The 17,486-nt window shown below is 70.6% G+C and carries 13 protein-coding genes; 6 read left to right on the forward strand and 7 right to left on the reverse strand.

The genetic code is table 11. The annotated features are described in order from the left end of the window. The first annotated feature begins 32 nt into the window (after positions 1–32). Positions 33–4,625: a glutamate synthase large subunit gene (gltB, locus tag CRP49_RS23760; protein WP_179851735.1), complete on the forward strand. Its 4,593-nt coding sequence runs from the start codon at positions 33–35 to the stop codon at positions 4,623–4,625. After that, positions 4,618–6,081 (forward strand): glutamate synthase subunit beta, encoded by a 1,464-nt coding sequence (locus tag CRP49_RS23765; protein ID WP_097255213.1) that lies wholly within the window; start codon positions 4,618–4,620, stop codon positions 6,079–6,081. Before gltB ends, CRP49_RS23765 begins: the two co-directional genes overlap by 8 nt. A gap of 120 nt (positions 6,082–6,201) precedes the next feature. Here the strand turns inward: CRP49_RS23765 and CRP49_RS23770 are convergent, their stop codons facing one another. From CRP49_RS23770 to CRP49_RS23780, 3 genes are all read right to left on the reverse strand, one after another. Beyond that, positions 6,202–6,909: a calcium-binding protein gene (locus CRP49_RS23770; RefSeq protein ID WP_257033472.1), complete on the reverse strand. Its 708-nt coding sequence runs from the start codon at positions 6,907–6,909 to the stop codon at positions 6,202–6,204. Continuing rightward, on the reverse strand, positions 6,906–8,069 hold the full coding sequence (wecB, locus tag CRP49_RS23775) for a non-hydrolyzing UDP-N-acetylglucosamine 2-epimerase (protein ID WP_097255214.1): 1,164 nt from the start codon (positions 8,067–8,069) through the stop codon (positions 6,906–6,908). The genes CRP49_RS23770 and wecB overlap by 4 nt, the downstream gene beginning before the upstream one ends. Before the next feature lie 110 nt (positions 8,070–8,179). Beyond that, positions 8,180–9,448: a glycosyltransferase gene (locus CRP49_RS23780; protein WP_257033473.1), complete on the reverse strand. Its 1,269-nt coding sequence runs from the start codon at positions 9,446–9,448 to the stop codon at positions 8,180–8,182. Here CRP49_RS23780 and CRP49_RS46945 point away from each other — a divergent pair. The 3 genes from CRP49_RS46945 (at position 9,402) to CRP49_RS23790 (ending at position 12,734) form a co-directional block, all read left to right on the forward strand. After that, complete coding sequence (locus tag CRP49_RS46945; RefSeq protein ID WP_179851440.1) at positions 9,402–9,554, forward strand: hypothetical protein; 153 nt, start codon at positions 9,402–9,404, stop codon at positions 9,552–9,554. The two genes, CRP49_RS23780 and CRP49_RS46945, sit on opposite strands and share 47 nt — an antisense overlap. Before the next feature lie 346 nt (positions 9,555–9,900). Then, complete coding sequence (locus CRP49_RS23785) at positions 9,901–11,673, forward strand: DUF2334 domain-containing protein (protein WP_097255215.1); 1,773 nt, start codon at positions 9,901–9,903, stop codon at positions 11,671–11,673. A 35-nt stretch (positions 11,674–11,708) separates the two neighbouring features. After that, positions 11,709–12,734 (forward strand): hypothetical protein, encoded by a 1,026-nt coding sequence (locus CRP49_RS23790; protein WP_097255216.1) that lies wholly within the window; start codon positions 11,709–11,711, stop codon positions 12,732–12,734. A gap of 13 nt (positions 12,735–12,747) precedes the next feature. Here CRP49_RS23790 and CRP49_RS23795 read toward each other — a convergent pair whose 3' ends face one another. After that, on the reverse strand, positions 12,748–13,602 hold the full coding sequence (locus CRP49_RS23795) for a chitosanase (protein WP_097255217.1): 855 nt from the start codon (positions 13,600–13,602) through the stop codon (positions 12,748–12,750). Beyond that, on the reverse strand, positions 13,599–14,477 hold the full coding sequence (locus CRP49_RS23800) for a rhomboid family intramembrane serine protease (protein WP_097255218.1): 879 nt from the start codon (positions 14,475–14,477) through the stop codon (positions 13,599–13,601). The genes CRP49_RS23795 and CRP49_RS23800 overlap by 4 nt, the downstream gene beginning before the upstream one ends. A gap of 143 nt (positions 14,478–14,620) precedes the next feature. Here CRP49_RS23800 and CRP49_RS23805 point away from each other — a divergent pair, with 143 nt between their 5' ends. Then, positions 14,621–15,346, forward strand: a complete 726-nt coding sequence (locus tag CRP49_RS23805) for a VWA domain-containing protein (protein ID WP_097255219.1) — start codon at positions 14,621–14,623, stop codon at positions 15,344–15,346. Between the two features lie 26 nt (positions 15,347–15,372). Here CRP49_RS23805 and CRP49_RS23810 read toward each other — a convergent pair whose 3' ends face one another. Further along, positions 15,373–16,323, reverse strand: coding sequence for an acyl-CoA dehydrogenase family protein (locus CRP49_RS23810; protein WP_097255220.1), 951 nt, complete (start codon positions 16,321–16,323; stop codon positions 15,373–15,375). Continuing rightward, a complete protein-coding gene (locus CRP49_RS23815) occupies positions 16,323–17,462 on the reverse strand; it encodes an acyl-CoA dehydrogenase family protein (RefSeq protein WP_097257508.1) in 1,140 nt (379 codons plus the stop codon). Before CRP49_RS23815 ends, CRP49_RS23810 begins: the two co-directional genes overlap by 1 nt. Between the last annotated feature and the right edge of the window lie 24 nt (positions 17,463–17,486).

Consider the following 17,486-nt stretch of genomic DNA (forward strand, 5'->3'; position numbering starts at 1 on the left):
CCACATGCCACATGACGACGACGGGAGAGCCGATGCGTACGCCGCGCCAGCCGTCCCAGCATTCCGCGAATGGCCAGAACTGGTCCTTCATGGATGCTCGCCCTGCTGCGCAGGGTATGTACGACCCCCGCAACGAGCACGACGCCTGTGGCGTCGGATTCGTGGCCACCCTCACCGGTGAGGCGAGCCATGCGCTGGTCGAGCAGGCGCTGACTGTTCTGCGCAACCTCGAGCACCGCGGCGCCACCGGCTCCGAGCCGGACTCCGGCGACGGCGCGGGCATCCTCTCCCAGGTGCCGGACGCCTTCTTCCGTGAGGTGGCCGGATTCGACCTTCCCGCGGCGGGCTCGTATGCCGTTGGCATCGCCTTCCTGCCGACGGACGGGACCCAGGACGCCGTCTCGAAGATCGAGACGATCGCGGCCGACGAGGGCCTGACCGTCCTCGGCTGGCGCGAGGTCCCCGTCGCGCCGGAACTGCTGGGCGCCACCGCCCGGTCCACCATGCCGGTCTTCCGGCAGGTCTTCGTCACCGACGGCGCCAGCGAGGGCATCGCGCTGGACCGCAGGGCCTTCGTGCTGCGCAAGCGCGCCGAGCGGGAGGTCGGTGTCTACTTCCCGTCCCTCTCCGCCCGCACGATCGTCTACAAGGGCATGCTGACCACCGGCCAGCTGGAGCCCTTCTTCCCGGACCTGTCCGACCGCCGCTTCGCCTCGGCCATCGCGCTCGTCCACTCGCGCTTCTCCACGAACACCTTCCCGTCGTGGCCGCTCGCGCACCCCTACCGCTTCGTCGCCCACAACGGTGAGATCAACACCGTCAAGGGCAACCGCAACTGGATGCGTGCCCGCGAGTCGCAGCTGGTCTCCGACCTGTTCGGCAACGGCGACCTCGAGCGCGTCTTCCCGGTGTGTACGCCGGACGCCTCCGACTCGGCCTCCTTCGACGAGGTGCTCGAGCTGCTCCACCTCGGCGGCCGCTCGCTCCCGCACTCCGTGCTGATGATGATCCCGGAGGCGTGGGAGAACCACGACTCCATGGAGCCGGCCCGGCGCGCGTTCTACCAGTTCCACTCCACGATGATGGAGCCCTGGGACGGCCCCGCCTGCGTCACCTTCACTGACGGCACCCAGGTCGGTGCCGTGCTCGACCGCAACGGTCTGCGCCCCGGCCGCTACTGGGTCACCGACGACGGCCTCGTCGTCCTCGGCTCCGAGGTCGGCGTCCTCGACATCGACCCTGCCAAGGTCGTCCGCAAGGGCCGGCTGCAGCCCGGCAAGATGTTCCTCGTCGACACCGTCGAGCACCGGATCATCGAGGACGACGAGATCAAGGCGCAGCTCGCCGCCGAGGCTCCCTACGCCGAGTGGCTGGAGGCCGGTGAGATCGAGCTGGGCGACCTGCCCGAGCGCGAGCACATCGTCCACACCCACGCCTCGGTCACCCGCCGCCAGCAGACCTTCGGCTACACCGAGGAGGAGCTGCGCGTCATCCTCGCGCCGATGGCCAAGGCCGGCGCCGAGCCGATCGGCTCCATGGGCACCGACTCGCCGATCGCCGCCCTCTCCGAGCGCCCCCGGCTGCTCTTCGACTACTTCACCCAGCTGTTCGCGCAGGTCACCAACCCGCCGCTGGACGCGATCCGCGAAGAGCTGGTCACCTCCCTGCGCTCCTCGCTGGGCCCCGAGGGCAACCTGCTGGACCCGACCGCCGCGTCCTGCCGTTCGGTCACCCTGCCCTTCCCGGTGATCGACAACGACGAGCTGGCCAAGCTCATCCACATCAACGCCGACGGCGACATGCCCGGCTTCAAGGCCGCGACCCTCTCCGGCCTGTACCGGGTCTCCGGCGGCGGTGACTCCCTCGCCGCGCGCATCGACGAGATCTGCGCCGAGGCCGACGCGGCCATCGAGAACGGCGCCCGGCTGATCGTCCTCTCGGACCGGCACTCGGACGCCGAGCACGCGCCGATCCCGTCGCTGCTGCTCACCGCGGCCGTCCACCACCACCTCATCCGCACCAAGCAGCGCACCCACGTGGGCCTGCTGGTCGAGGCCGGCGACGTCCGCGAGGTCCACCACGTCGCGCTGCTCATCGGCTTCGGCGCCGCGGCCGTGAACCCGTACCTGGCGATGGAGTCCGTCGAGGACCTGGTCCGCGCGGGCACCTTCCTGTCGGACATCGAGTCCGAGAAGGCCATCCGCAACCTGATCTACGCCCTCGGCAAGGGCGTCCTGAAGGTCATGTCCAAGATGGGCATCTCGACCGTCGCCTCCTACCGCGGCGCCCAGGTCTTCGAGGCCGTCGGCCTGGACGACACCTTCGTCGAGAAGTACTTCAACGGCACCGCCACCAAGATCGGCGGCGTCGGCATCGACGTCATCGCCAAGGAGGTCGCCGCCCGCCACGCCAAGGCGTACCCGGCCTCCGGCATCGCCCCGGCGCACCGCGCGCTGGAGATCGGCGGCGAGTACCAGTGGCGCCGCGAGGGCGAGCCGCACCTGTTCGACCCGGAGACGGTCTTCCGCCTCCAGCACTCCACGCGCTCCGGCCGCTACGACATCTTCAAGAAGTACACCGAGCGGGTGAACGAGCAGTCCGAGCGCCTGATGACGCTGCGCGGTCTGTTCGGTTTCACGTCGGACCGCCCGTCGATCTCCATCGACGAGGTCGAGCCGGCCAGTGAGATCGTCAAGCGGTTCTCGACCGGCGCGATGTCGTACGGCTCCATCTCCAAGGAGGCGCACGAGACCCTCGCCATCGCCATGAACCAGCTGGGCGGCAAGTCCAACACCGGTGAGGGCGGCGAGGACCCGGAGCGCCTGTACGACCCGGCGCGCCGGTCCAGCATCAAGCAGGTCGCCTCCGGCCGCTTCGGTGTGACCTCCGAGTACCTGGTCAACGCGGACGACATCCAGATCAAGATGGCCCAGGGCGCCAAGCCCGGCGAGGGCGGCCAGCTGCCCGGCCACAAGGTCTACCCGTGGGTCGCGAAGACGCGTCACTCGACGCCGGGCGTGGGCCTCATCTCCCCGCCGCCGCACCACGACATCTACTCCATCGAGGACCTGGCCCAGCTGATCCACGACCTCAAGAACGCCAACCCGGCGGCACGTATCCACGTGAAGCTGGTGTCGGAGGTCGGCGTCGGCACGGTCGCGGCCGGTGTGTCCAAGGCGCACGCGGACGTCGTCCTCATCTCGGGTCACGACGGCGGTACGGGTGCCTCCCCGCTGACCTCGCTCAAGCACGCGGGCGGTCCCTGGGAGCTGGGCCTGGCCGAGACGCAGCAGACGCTGCTGCTCAACGGCCTGCGCGACCGGATCGTGGTCCAGACGGACGGCCAGCTGAAGACCGGTCGTGACGTGGTCATCGCCGCGCTGCTGGGCGCCGAGGAGTTCGGTTTCGCGACTGCTCCGCTCGTCGTCTCCGGCTGCATCATGATGCGCGTCTGCCACCTGGACACCTGCCCGGTCGGCATCGCCACCCAGAACCCGACGCTGCGCGACCGTTTCTCCGGCAAGGCCGAGTACGTGGTGAACTTCTTCCAGTTCATCGCCGAGGAGGTCCGCGAGATCCTCGCCGAGCTGGGCTTCCGCTCCATCGAGGAGGCCGTCGGCCACGCCGAGGCGCTCGACGTCACCCGTGCCGTCGACCACTGGAAGGCGCAGGGCCTGGACCTGGAGCCGCTGTTCCACGTTCCGTCGCTGCCCGAGGGCGCGGTGCGCCACCAGATCGTCGAGCAGGACCACGGCCTGGAGAAGGCCCTGGACAACGAGCTGATCAAGCTGGCCGCGGACGCGCTCGCCGCCTCGGACGCCACCGAGGCCCAGCCGGTGCGCGCCCAGGTCGCCATCCGCAACATCAACCGCACGGTCGGCACCATGCTCGGCCACGAGGTGACGAAGAAGTTCGGCGGCGCGGGCCTGCCCGACGACACCATCGACATCACCTTCACCGGCTCCGCCGGCCAGTCCTTCGGCGCGTTCCTTCCGCGCGGCGTCACGCTGCGCCTGGAGGGCGACGCCAACGACTACGTCGGCAAGGGCCTCTCCGGCGGCCGCGTCGTCGTCCGCCCGGACCGCGCGGCCGACCACCTCGCCGAGTACTCGACCATCGCGGGCAACACCATCGCCTACGGCGCCACCGGCGGCGAGCTGTTCCTGCGCGGCCGTACCGGTGAGCGGTTCTGCGTCCGCAACTCCGGCGCGCTGGTCGTCTCCGAGGGCGTGGGCGACCACGGCTGCGAGTACATGACCGGCGGTCACGCGGTCGTCCTCGGCCCGACCGGCCGCAACTTCGCGGCGGGCATGTCCGGCGGTGTCGCGTACGTCATCGACCTCGACCGCGACAACGTCAACGTCGGCAACGTCGACGCCGTCGAGGCGCTGGACGACACGGACAAGCAGTGGCTGCACGGCGTGGTGCGCCGCCACGCCGAAGAGTCCGGCTCGACGGTCGCCGAGAAGCTGCTGGCCGACTGGGACGCGGCCGCGGAGCGGTTCAGCAAGATCATCCCCAGCACGTACAAGGCAGTGCTCGCCGCCAAGGACGCCGCCGAGCGAGCCGGTCTCACCGAGACCGAGATCACCGAGAAGATGATGGAGGCGGCGATCAATGGCTGACCCGAAGGGCTTCCTGAACCACGGCCGTGAGGTCGCCAAGACCCGCCCCGTCGCCGAGCGCGTCAAGGACTGGAACGAGGTCTACGTCCCCGGCTCCCTGCTGCCGATCATCAGCAAGCAGGCCAGCCGGTGCATGGACTGCGGCATCCCGTTCTGCCACAACGGCTGTCCGCTGGGGAACCTGATCCCCGAGTGGAACGACTACGCCTACCGCGAGGACTGGGCGGCCGCCTCCGAGCGCCTGCACGCGACCAACAACTTCCCGGAGTTCACCGGTCGCCTCTGCCCGGCCCCCTGTGAGTCGGCGTGTGTGCTCGGCATCAACCAGCAGCCGGTCACCATCAAGAACGTCGAGGTCTCGATCATCGACAAGGCGTGGGAGACCGGGGACGTCGCCCCGCAGATCCCCGAGCGCCTGTCCGGCAAGACGGTCGCGGTCATCGGCTCGGGCCCGGCGGGTCTCGCCGCCGCCCAGCAGCTGACCCGGGCCGGCCACACGGTCGCCGTCTACGAGCGCGCGGACCGCATCGGAGGCCTCCTCCGGTACGGCATCCCCGAGTTCAAGATGGAGAAGCGGCACATCAACCGCCGTATCGAGCAGATGCGCGCGGAGGGCACCCGCTTCCGCACCGGTATCGAGATCGGCCGCGATCTGAAGGCGACGGACCTCAAGAAGCGGTACGACGCGATCGTGATCGCCGCCGGCGCCACGACCGCCCGTGACCTGCCGGTGCCGGGCCGCGAGCTCAAGGGCATCTACCAGGCGATGGAGTTCCTGCCGCTGGCCAACAAGGTGCAGGAGGGCGACTACGTCACCGCGCCGATCTCGGCCGAGGGCAAGCACGTCGTCGTCATCGGCGGTGGCGACACCGGCGCCGACTGCGTGGGCACCGCCCACCGCCAGGGCGCGGCCTCCGTCACCCAGCTGGAGATCATGCCCCGCCCGAACGAGGAGCGGCACCCGACCAGCCAGCCCTGGCCGACCTTCCCGATGCTCTACAAGGTCACCTCGGCGCACGAGGAGGGCGGCGAGCGGGTCTACTCCGTCTCGACCACCCACTTCGAGGGCGACGAGGACGGCAACGTGCAGTGGCTGCACCTGTCCGAGGTCGAGTTCGTCGACGGCAAGCTGACCCCGAAGCCGGGCACCGAGCGCAAGATCCCGGCCCAGCTGGTCACCCTCGCCATGGGCTTCACCGGCACCGACCGGGAGAACGGCGTGGTGGAGCAGTTCGGCCTGGCCCTCGACGAGCGGGGTAACATCGCCCGCGACGCCGACTTCCAGACCAACGTGCCGGGTGTGTTCGTCGCCGGTGACGCCGGCCGCGGCCAGTCCCTCATCGTGTGGGCGATCGCGGAGGGCCGCTCGGCCGCCCGCGGTGTCGACCGCCACCTGACCGGAGCCAGCGACCTGCCGGCCCCGATCCGCCCGACGGACCGCTCGCTGATGGTCTGACGGTTCATCACAAGAACGTCCCGTACAAAGGCGTACGGAACACTGGCGGCGCCTGCCCCACAGTCCCCGACCGGACGTGGGCAGGCGTCGCCGCCTTTTCGGCGCGAAGCGCCGCCCCCTTCAGCGGGAACTCGCCTTCAGCCCCTCGAACTTCACGGTCGCGTCCTCGGTGTACGCCCCCACCCTGCCCGTGGTGTACGGCCGTTCGGTGTCGGTGAAGGTCACCAGGTGCTTTCCGCCCACCGCGACGGTGAGGCCCGCACCGTTCTGCTCCACCCGGACCGTGTACCAGGCGCCCACCGGGTAGACCGTCCGCCCGGTCGCCAGGAAGCGCTGGCCCCCCGGATAGGCCGGATCCCGCTTCCCCAGCTCCCAGCCGTTGGGCTTGAGGGTGATGTAGTAGAAGTGCTCCGGATCGGTGTACGCCCAGACCAGCCACGGGACCTCCCACGGGTTCGGGTCGGGATCGCGCAGCTGCCGCACCGTCCGCATCCGTGCCCCGTACCGCACGTCCGTGTACGAGGCGGTGCTCACCACCAGGCCCGCGTGTGTGGTGCCGGGGCCTTCCGCGGCCCTGGGGGAGAGCGACAGGGAGTCGTCGTCGCCCAGGTTGGTGCCGTGGCCGTTGAACACCGAGAGCCAGCGGCCGTGGATCGTGCCGTCGATCCAGGGCTTGGGCGGCGGTGCGTCGCCCTGGCACTGGACCAGGACCACCGCCAGGAGCGCGGTCAGCGTGAGCGCCAGTGCCAGGGTGGTGAGCAGACGGCCCCCGCGCCCCCGCGGGATCGGCGGGATCCGGCGAACGATGCGCAGGGGCGTCTGGGTCATGCGGTCGAGTATGGCCCGGAAGCGGTGAGGCCGACGGGTACTTCTGCGGCGAAGTCCTCGGCCAGTTGGGCCAGTACGCGGCCGGCGGCCAGGCCGTCCCCGAACGGGTTGCCCGCGGCCGCCATCCGCCGGTACTCCACCGGATCGTCCAGCAGCCGCTCGGCCCAGGTCACGATGGCGTCCGGGTCCGTGCCGATCAGCCGGGCCGCGCCCGCCTCGACCGCCTCCGGGCGTTCGGTGGTCGTGCGCAGCACCAGCGTGGGCTTGCTCAGGCTCGGGGCCTCCTCCTGGATGCCGCCGGAGTCGGTGAGCACCAGGTCGCACGCGGCCAGCGTGGCCGCGAAGTCCAGGTAGTCGAGCGGTTCGACGAGCGAGATGCCGGCGTGGCCGTCGAGTTCGGGCAGCAGCGCCTCCCGTACGGCGGGGCTCTTGTGCAGCGGCAGCACGATCTCCACGTCCCCGCGCCCGGCGAGCCGGGTGAGCGCACGGCCCATGCCGCGCATCCGCTCGCCCTGGTTCTCCCGGCGGTGCAGGGTCACCAGGACCCGCCGGGCGCCGGTGCGGAACGCGGAGGTGCCGGTGCCCTCGGCCAGCACCCACAGCAGGTTGTCGATGACGGTGTTGCCGGTGGTGAACACCTGCTCCGCCGGGACGCCCTCGTCGGTGAGCTGTCGTGCCGCGCGCGGGGTCGGGGCGAAGTGCCAGCGGGCGATGCGTCCGATGAGGCTGCGGTTCAGCTCCTCCGGGAACGGGTTGTCGATGACTCCGGTGCGCAGCCCCGCCTCGACGTGGGCGACCGGGATCTTCTCGTAGAAGGCGGCCAGGGCGCCGGCCAGCGCGGTCGTGGTGTCCCCCTGCACCACGACCAGGTCGGGCCGCTGCTCCCGCATGACCTCGCCGAGTTCGCCGACCAGGCGGGCGGTCAGCTCGGACAGCTGCTGCCGGCTGCGCATCACGTCGAGCGCGATCCGTACGTCGACGCAGAGCAGGCCGAGCATCTGGTGGAGCATCTCGCGGTGCTGGCCGGTGGTGACGACGATCGGCTCGAACTGCTCGCTGTCGGCCATGGCCCGTGCCACCGGCGCCAGTTTGATCGCTTCCGGCCGGGTGCCCAGCACGAGCATGGCGCGTACGGGCAGGGTGGACGGAGGTGTGGACATGGAAGCCCCCCTAGGGCGTGCGCGGTCGTCGCAGGACCGCGTGAGCGGTGCGGAGAGATGAGAGATGAGAGATGCGCGGCCGTTCAGCCGCGAGAGCGGGACGAAGGTCCTCAGGTGCGCGCGGTCTTCAGCCAGGTCTGTTTGCCGGTGAGCATCCGCCAGAACCCCCACCAGCCGGCGAAGAACCAGATGTAGCCGTAGAAGACGAAGACATGGGCGAGGAGCACACAGCGCACCAGGCCCAGCTGCCGCTCACGCTTGAAGTACACGAAGCCGTAGGTGTAGGCGGCCGTGAACGAGAGCGCGTACGGCCCGAGCAGCCACATGGGCGACACGAGCGGGTGTCCCACTTGGAGCGAGGCCACGACGGTGGCACCCAGGGCGACCAGGAAGGAGACCGGCAGCAGCGAGGTGAGCAGGATCAGGACCGGGCTCGACAGGTGGTAGAGCATGTCCAGCGCCGGCCGGGTCGGCACGTCCCTGAGGATGAGCGGGACGAGACCGGCGGACTGCAGATGGCCCTGGAACCAGCGGGATCGCTGCCGGACCAGGCGCCGGAGGCTGAGCACGGCCTGCTGGGAGACCGCGGCGGTGGTGCAGTGCATGTTGGTCCAGCCCTTGGCGATCAGCCGCACCCCGAGGTCCAGGTCCTCGGTGAGGCTGTCGCTCCACGGGCCGGCACCATCCACGGCGTTCAGGGTGTTGAGCGCCGACAGCCGCATGAACTGCCCGTTGCCGCCCATGCCCACGCTGCCGATGAAGCGCCGCGCGCTCTGGAACACGTCGCCGTAGACGACGAACTCCATGTCCTGCATGCGGGCGAGCAGCCCCTCGTCCCGGTTGTACATACGGACGCAGACCTGGACCGCGCCCGTACCCGGGTCGTCGAAGTACGGGTCGACGGACTGCACGACGTGCGGGTCGAGCCGCCCGTCCGCGTCGACCACGCACAGCACGACGTCCGCCGGGTCGTGTCCGGCGAGCAGGCCGGACTCTCTGAGGTGCCGCACGCCGTCGTTGAGTGCGGCGCCCTTGCCCCGGCGTGCGTTCGGTGGAGTGCGCCGGTGCAGCCGGACCAGGTTCGGGTCGGCGGCCCGTGCGATTTCGCTGGTGCGATCGTCGGAGCCGTCGTCTATGACCAGCGCCATGAAATTACCGGCGGGCAGCGAAGTGATGCGCGCCAGGCTTTCCGCGAGAACTTTCTCCTCGTTCAGACACGCCAGCAGAAATACGTAGAAACGTTCTCGCCGATCTGTTCGAGAGCGGCGAATTCTGCGTCGAGAGAGAAGGAAAAGACTGGTGTTGTAGCAGCCGGCCATCACAATCAGAGTGATGCTCGACCACAACAGCAGCTCAATGATCACGGCTGCCTCCGGCATGCGCCCGTATCCGCTGGCCCTGGCGTCGCAGACGTATCCGGGTCAGCAGTATCAGGCACGCCGTCAGGCAATAGAACAGAAATCCGGCCCCGGCTATCGCCTGTAGTGCTTTGGCCAAAGGCAGGCCGGGTATCGCTTCCGGTGCGGCCATCGCGCCTGCCATGGGCAGAAGTGCCCCCAGGGCGGGTCGTCCGTACATTGTCCCCCCATATTCGGTGCGCGTCCCCAACGCGCGGTGGTGAACTTAGCAGACCTTCCGATAGCAAGAAGGACATTTGACAGTCATCACGCCGACCAGAAGAATCGGTGCCTTCCTGACGCCAAATGCTTTGTCAATCATTTGGCAAAGTGGGGGGAAGATCGTGAGACGAGGGATCCCGCCCCGGAAGAGGGCACACAGCAGAATTTCCGTCGTTCTACTACTGGTCGCCGCTCTGCTGAGCGGCACATTCATGGCCACCAACGCCCAGGCCGCCGGGGGGCGGCAGCACAGGGGCGAGGCCACCGGCACCGGGTCCGGGCTGAACCGGGTCGACCTCAAGGGCTGGGCGAAAACCCAGCTCAAGGCCGACCGGGCACGGCGCACCCGGCCGCTCCCGAGGACCACCCCGACCACCCGCGCGTCGGTGGCCGCCCACCCGGTCCGCACCACGACCGCCGCGACCCGGCAGAAGGCCCTGCTCGCCCCGGCCGACGCGGCCGCCGACGCCACCCCGGCCGCACTCGTCCTCTACGACACGGCGGGCCCCTACGGGCAGCTGGGCGAGCTGTACGCGATGGCCACGGCCAACCTCGCCGGCCACTTCGGCACGGTGACGGCCAAGCCGGTCCAGCAGTACACCGCCGGAATGATCGACTCGTACTCGACCGTGATCTACATCGGCTCGACGTACTACGGCGGCGCCACCCCGGACGCCGTCCCGGCCGCCTTCTACGCCGACGCGTCGGCGAGCGCCAAGCCGGTGATCTGGATGGGCGCCAACATCTGGAACATGGCGGGCGCGGTGGGCGTAGCCCAGTTCACGCAGAAGTACGGCTGGGACCCGACGACGTCGTACTACGAGGACGGCGGTTCGATCGGCAACGTCACGCAGGTGACGTACCGCGGCCAGACCCTGACCCGCACCATTCCGGCCGGGCAGGACGGCGGCGTGCTGCGCCCCCACGTCCTGACGGGGCCCGGGTACGCGGCCGTCACCCGGCTCGCGGAGGGCCTGGACAGCTCGAACGGGCACACCTTCGGCTGGGCGGTGCGCTCGGCCAACCTCACCTACATCAGTGAGATCCCGTTCTCCTACGTCTCCGAGACCGACCGCGTCATCGCCTTCGAGGACCTGCTCTTCGACGCCCTCGCCCCGGCCACCGCCGAGCGCCACCGGGCGATGGTGCGCCTGGAGGACATCAGCCCCGACTCGGATCCCACCGAACTGCGGGCGATGGCCGACTACCTGTACGCGCAGAACATCCCGTACGGCATCAACGTGATCCCCGTCTACACGGACCCCAAGGGCACCTACAACAACGGCGTCCCACAGACGATCACGCTCGCCCAGCGCCCGCAGGTGGTCAGCGCGCTGAAGTACATGCTGGCCAGGGGCGCGGTCCTGATGGACCACGGCTACACGCACCAGTACAGCAACGTCAACAACCCCTACAACGGGGTGACCGGCGACGACTTCGAGTTCTATCGGGCCCACATCGACGCCGCGAACAACGTCGTCCACGACGGCCCGGTCGCCGAGGACTCCGCCCTCTGGGCGCAGACCCGGGTCACCAGCGCGCTCACCCAGTTCGCCCTGGCGGGCCTGCCCAGGCCGACGCTGTGGACCACCCCGCACTACGCGGGCTCCGCGGCCGACTACAAGGTCTTCGGCGCCAACTTCTCGGCGCGCCTGGAGCGTTCGCTCTACTTCGCCGGGACGCTGAGCGGGGCCTCGGCCGACCCGAACCGGTTCATCGGGCAGTTCTTCCCGTACGTGGTGAAGGACGTCTACGGCACCAAGGTGCTGCCCGAGAACATCGGCAACTACGAGCCGGAGGCGTACAACAACCACCCGGCCCGCCTGCCCGCCGACCTCATCGCGTCGGCGAAGGCGAACCTGGCCGTACGGGACGGAGTGGCGAGCTTCTTCTACCACCCCTACTACCCGGTGCAGCCGTTGAAGGACACGATCGACGGCATCAAGGCACTCGGCTACACCTTCGTCAGCCCGGCGGCGCTGTGACGGCGCCCGCCCCGAGGAAGAGGACCGTCGCCGTCATGGCGGCGGTCCTCGCCGTCGTCACCGGGTGCGTGTCCACCGGCGCGGGCAAGGGCCCCGCCCACGGCGGCACGCACGCCTCCCGCCCGGAGACCGGGACCACCACCATGCGCGGCATCACCCTGCCCTCGTGGTACCGCACCGACTACGACAGCCCGGCCGCGCCCCGCTATCTGCGCGACATCAAGGCCACCGGGGCACGCTGGGTCACCTTCACCCCGACCTGGTACCAGAAGCGGGTCACCGACTCCGCCCCGCACACCACGGAGGAGACCGCGAGCGACGCGAGCCTGCGCGGGATCGTGCAGCGCGCCCACGCGGCCGGCCTCAAGGTGATGATCAAGCCGCACGTGGACCTGCCCGGCGATGTCGACCGCGCCGAGATCCGCCCCCGCGACCGGGCCGCCTGGTTCGCCGCCTACCGCCGCTTCATCACCCACTACGCGGACCTCGCCGCCGACACCGGAGCCGAACAGCTCGCGGTCGGCACCGAACTCGCCGGGGTCTCCGGCGACACCACCGCCTGGACGAAGGTGATCAAGGCGGTCCGCGACCACTACGACGGACCGCTGACCTACGCCGCCAACTACGACGAGTACCAGCACATCCACTTCTGGAAGGACCTCGACCTCATCGGCATCGACGCCTACTGGCCGCTCGCCGAGAAAGCCACCACCGACCCCGCCCTGCTGAACCGCGCCTGGGCCCCGATCCGGCAGAAGCTCGCCGCGTACTCGGCACGCCAGCACCGCCGGATCCTGTTCACCGAGGCCGGTTACGTCAGCCAGCGCGGCACCACCACCGCCCCGTACTCCTGGACCGTCAGCACCCACCCGGCGAACGCCGAACAGGCCGCCGCCTACGGGGCACTCCTCGACTCCTTCGAGGGCCGGAAGTGGTGGGCCGGCGTCTGCTGGTGGATGTGGGACGACTGGCCGGACAGCGGAGAGACACCGGCACGCCTGGCGTACACCCCCCGCGGCAAACCCGCCGAGGAGGTGCTGCGCCGGAAGTGGGCCGGCTGACGTCCCTGACTCCCTAGGGAATCCGGTACGGCTCCCCGTACACCCGCCACTCCAGTGGAGTGTCCAGGTCGAGGTTGCCGTCGTAGAGGAACCGCCGCTGGGCCGTGTCGACGCGGGAGGTGTCGATGCCCGGTCGTTTCGTCTTCATGGCCCGGCGGCGGACGTCGAGGAAGATGTCCAGGTAGTTCTTCTCGCTGCCGCCCTCGGCGGGGGTGTCGGCCTCCTTCAGGGCCCGTGCGCGCAGGCCGTGGAAGCTGTCGGGGCCGGTTCCGGGGCCGTGGTAGACCATCGCGTCGTAGTAGATGAACTGGCCCAGTGTGCCCAGGCCGTCGAGCTTGGCGCGGCGGACGGCGGGGTCGAAGTAGACGCGGTCGCGCTCCTCGTCCTGGGCCTTGCGGAAGGCCGGGAGCTTCGCCTCCGCCTTCCAGGCCGCGGTGAAGCCCGGGTCCAGGCCCTCGTGGGAGTCCGAGCCGTCGACCTCGCGGAGGGCCGGCAGGAACTTCGCGAGGCCGTTGTCCGGGTGGGCCCTGGTGTAGCGCTCGACCAGGGTGAGCAGGTCGTGGGTGCCGGTGCAGAAGCCGATGACGCCGGCGGTGTAGCCCTGCCCGTCACCGATGTCCTCGATGTAGCCGTAGGCGCTGCGCCAGTCCAGCGTGGAGTTCTCGGCGCTGGCCACGATCCGCTGCGCCAGCTCCTTCTTGGCGGGCGCGGCCAGGCCCGGCGGGGCGTCGGTGACGACCGACGCGTCCTGGGAAGCCGGAGTGTCCTTGCCCTCCGAAGAGCCGGACCGGTCGGGGCCGGCGGCGAACACCGCCGCCGCCACGACCACGGGCACGGCGGCGAGCAGCAGGATTCCCGCTCGCCTCATGCGGCCACGCCGCCCGTGAGATCCGCGACCTTGACCCAGGCGAGGACCAGTAGCAACGCCAGCAGGGCGACGCAGGCGCCCGCCTGGATCAGCACGCGGCGACCGTCCCGGGGCGCGTACGCGTACGCCAGCGTCACCACCCCGCCCGCCAGCAGGCCGCCGAGGTGGCCCTGCCAGGAGGTCACCCACGCGGAGAGCACCAGCCACAGCAGCAGGCCGCCCATGTACTGGTTGACCGCGCGCATGTCGTAGCCGAGCCGACGGCCCATGACGTAGTACGCGGCGCCCAGCCCGAAGATGGCCCCGGACGCGCCGACCGTGGGGGTCTCGGGGGCGATCAGCAGCACCAGGACCGAGCCGCCGAGCGCCGACAGCAGGTACAGGGCGAGATAGCGGACCCGGCCCAGCTGGGCCTCGACCACCCGGCCGACGTTCCACAGCGCCAGCATGTTCATCAGGATGTGCGCGATGCCGAACGTGCCCTCGGCGGGCGTCAGGTGCAGGAACGCTCCGGTCAGCAGCCGGTACCACTCACCGTGGGCGACGCCCTCCGGGTAGTAGCCCGCCGGCACGGTGCCCAGCATGTCGAACCGGTCCTCGACCGACGGCCGCGCCAACTCGGCGAGGTACGCGAGCACGTTGAGCCCGATCAGCACGTACGTCACCAGCGGCACCGCGCTGATCCGGCCACCGAACGCGGTGCGCGCCTGCCGGACCGAGCGTGCGCCCTCCTGCACACACTCCACGCACTGGTGACCGACGGCAGCCTCCCGCATGCAGGACGGGCAGATGTAGCGGTCGCAGCGCGTGCAGCGGACGTGGGACTCGACCTTGGGGTGACGAAAGCAGGTGGTCACGGCGGACTCGGCGGTCACGGCCGGCTCCTCTGAGGAAAGTTCGGGACAGGGTGAGCCGGTGGGGACGGCGGCGAACAAAATAGCGAACCGATGTGACGGGAGAGACAGCCGGGGCTCCCGATCCCTTAGGCTCGGCCTCCCGCACAGCCAAGGGGGGAACCGTGGCCGCGATCAGTCTGCGCAAGGTGGAGGAGACCGCACCCGCGCTCGTCGGGCCGTACCGCTCGGCCGGCGTCTGCCTGCGCAAGCACGGCCTGGACGGGCTGCGGGCCGCCGTCTACCTCGTGGTCGACTACTCGGGTTCCATGAAGCCGTACTACAAGGACGGCAGCGTGCAGGCGCTCGCCGACCGGGTGCTGAGCCTGTCCGCGCACCTGGACGACGACGGACGGGTGCCGGTGGTGTTCTTCTCCACGGACATCGACGCGGTCACCGACATCGCCCTCGCCGGCCACGAGGGCCGCATCGAGCGGATCGCGGCCGGGCTCGGGCACATGGGCAAGACCAGCTACCACCTGGCGATGGACGCCGTCATCGACCACTACCTGGACAGCGGCGCCACCGACCCCGCGCTGGTCGTCTTCCAGACCGACGGCGGCCCGATCAACAAGCTCGCCGCGGAACGCTACCTGTGCAAGGCGGCCAGGCTGCCGCTGTTCTGGCAGTTCGTCGGCTTCGGCGACCCGGGCAGCCGCCAGTTCGAGTTCCTGCGCAAACTGGACGAGCTGGCCGTCCCCGGCAAGCGGCCCCTGGACAACGCCGGCTTCTTCCACGTGGGCCAGGACCCACGCCGGGTATCCGACGCCGAGCTGTACGACCGTCTCGTCGGCGAGTTCCCCCAGTGGCTCACGGCCGCACGCGCCGCGGGCATCGTGCGGTCCGTCTGAGTCATGCGCCGGCCGGTCCCGACCGTTCAGCAGGCGGCTTCGAGCACGGCGTCCCCGCACTCCTCGGGCGTGCCCCACGCGGTGCGCAGGGCGCGGGCCTTGGTCAGCCACAGGGACAGGTCGTACTCCGCCGTGTACCCGATCGCGCCGTGCAGCTGGAGTGCCGTGCGAGCGGTGGCGTAGGCCGCCTCGCAGGCCTTCAGCTTGGCGGCGGCCACGTCCGCGGGGCGCAGGGACAGGGCCGCTCCGAAGAGCAGGGGGCGGGCGAACTCCAGGGCGATCTTCGCGTCGGCGAGGCGGTGTTTGACGGCCTGGAACGAGCCGATGGGGACACCGAACTGCGTGCGCTGTCTCACGTGGGCGACCGTCCGGTCGAGCAGGGCGAGTCCGACGCCGAGGGCCTGGGCGGCGGTGGCCAGGCGCGCCCAGGTCAGGGCGTGGGCGCTCGGCGGGTCGGGGGTCAGGAGTTCGCCGCCGGGGGCCAGCGGGGTCAGACGGCGGGCGGGGTCGAGAGAGGGGCGGACCGGGCCGGGCCCCGGGGACAGGTGCAGTCCCTCGGGGGTCGGGGTGAGGTGGAGGGTGGCCGCGTCGCCGTCGAGGGCGTACCCGGTGGGCGTCGCCACGGTCGCGATGATCTCGCCCGCCGCGAGCCCGGGCAGGAACCGTTTGGCCGGCCCGCCCTCGCCGAGCAGTACGGCCGCCGCGACCGTCTCCACCAGTGGACCGGGCACCGCGTGCCTGCCCAACTCCACGAAGGCGACGGCCAGTTCCACCGGGTGCGGCCCCAGCCCCCCGTACTCCTCCGGCACGACGAGACCGAACACCCCTGCCTCGGCGACACGACGCCACAGCGCGCGGCCGCCCGCATGGTCGCCGCGACTCCAGTCCCGGACCACCGCCGGGGTGTCCGTCGCCGTCAGCATCGCGTGCAGCGAGTCGGCGAAGGCACGCTGCTCGGTGTCGAGGAGGAAGCGCATCAGCGGCGTCCCTTCGGCAGGCCGAGCAGGCGCTCGGCGACGATGTCGCGCTGGATCTCGTTGGTCCCCGCGTAGATCGGCCCGGCCAGGGAGAACACGTACCCCTCCGCCCACTCCGTGTCCGCCGACTCGCCCTCCTCGCCCAGCAGATCGAGCGCCGTCTCGTGCAGTGCCAGGTCGTACTCGGACCAGAACACCTTGTTCATGCTGGACTCCGGGCCGAGTGCGGCGCCCTCCAGGAAGCGGCCGGCGGCCGCGTAGGTGAACAGCTGGTAGGCGCGGGCGCCGATCAGGGCGTCGGCCACACGGGCGCGCGCGTGCCCGGGGCGGCCCCGCGCCTGCCACAGCTCCAGCAGCCGGGCGGCGGAGGCGAGGAAGCGGCCGGGGGAGCGCAGGGTGAGGCCGCGTTCGTTGCCCGTCGTGGACATCGCGATCCGCCAGCCCTGGCCGGGCTCGCCGATCACGTCCTCGTCCGGCACGAACACCTCGTCCAGGAACAGCTCCGCGAAGGCCGGCTTCCCGTCCAGACGGCCGATCGGGCGGACGGTGACGCCCGGTGCCCGCAGGTCGAACATCAGGTACGTGAGCCCCTGGTGCGGCTTAGGGGTCCCGGGGTCGCTGCGGAACAGGCCGAAGGCCCGGTCGGCGAAGGCCGCCCGCGAGGACCAGGTCTTCAGGCCGCTCAGCAGCCAGCCGCCGTCCGTCCGCACCGCCCTGGAGGTGAGCGAGGCCAGGTCGGAGCCCGCCTCCGGCTCGGACCAGGCCTGCGCCCAGACCACCTCGGCGGAGGCCATCGGCGGCAGCACACGCGCGCGTTGCTCCTCCGTGCCGTGGTCGAAGAGGGTCGGCGCGAGCAGGCTGATGCCGTTCTGGCCGACCCGGCCGGGCGCGCCCGCCGCCCAGTACTCCTCCTCGAAGACCAGCCAGCGCAGCAGCCCGACGCCCCGCCCGCCGTACTCCTCGGGCCAGGACACCACCGACCAGCGGTCCGCGGCCAGTTCGGCCTCCCAGGCGCGGTGCGCCGCGAAACCCTCCGCGGTCTCCAGGGAGGGGAGCGGGGTGCGGGGCACATGTGCCGCCAGCCAGGCGCGGGCCTCGGCGCGGAACTCCTCGTCGGCCGGAGCGTGGGTCAGGTCCACGGTCGCCGTCACCGTCCTTCCCTA

The sequence above is a fragment of the Streptomyces sp. Ag109_G2-15 genome (assembly GCF_900215565.1).
Classification (GTDB): domain Bacteria; phylum Actinomycetota; class Actinomycetes; order Streptomycetales; family Streptomycetaceae; genus Streptomyces; species Streptomyces diastatochromogenes.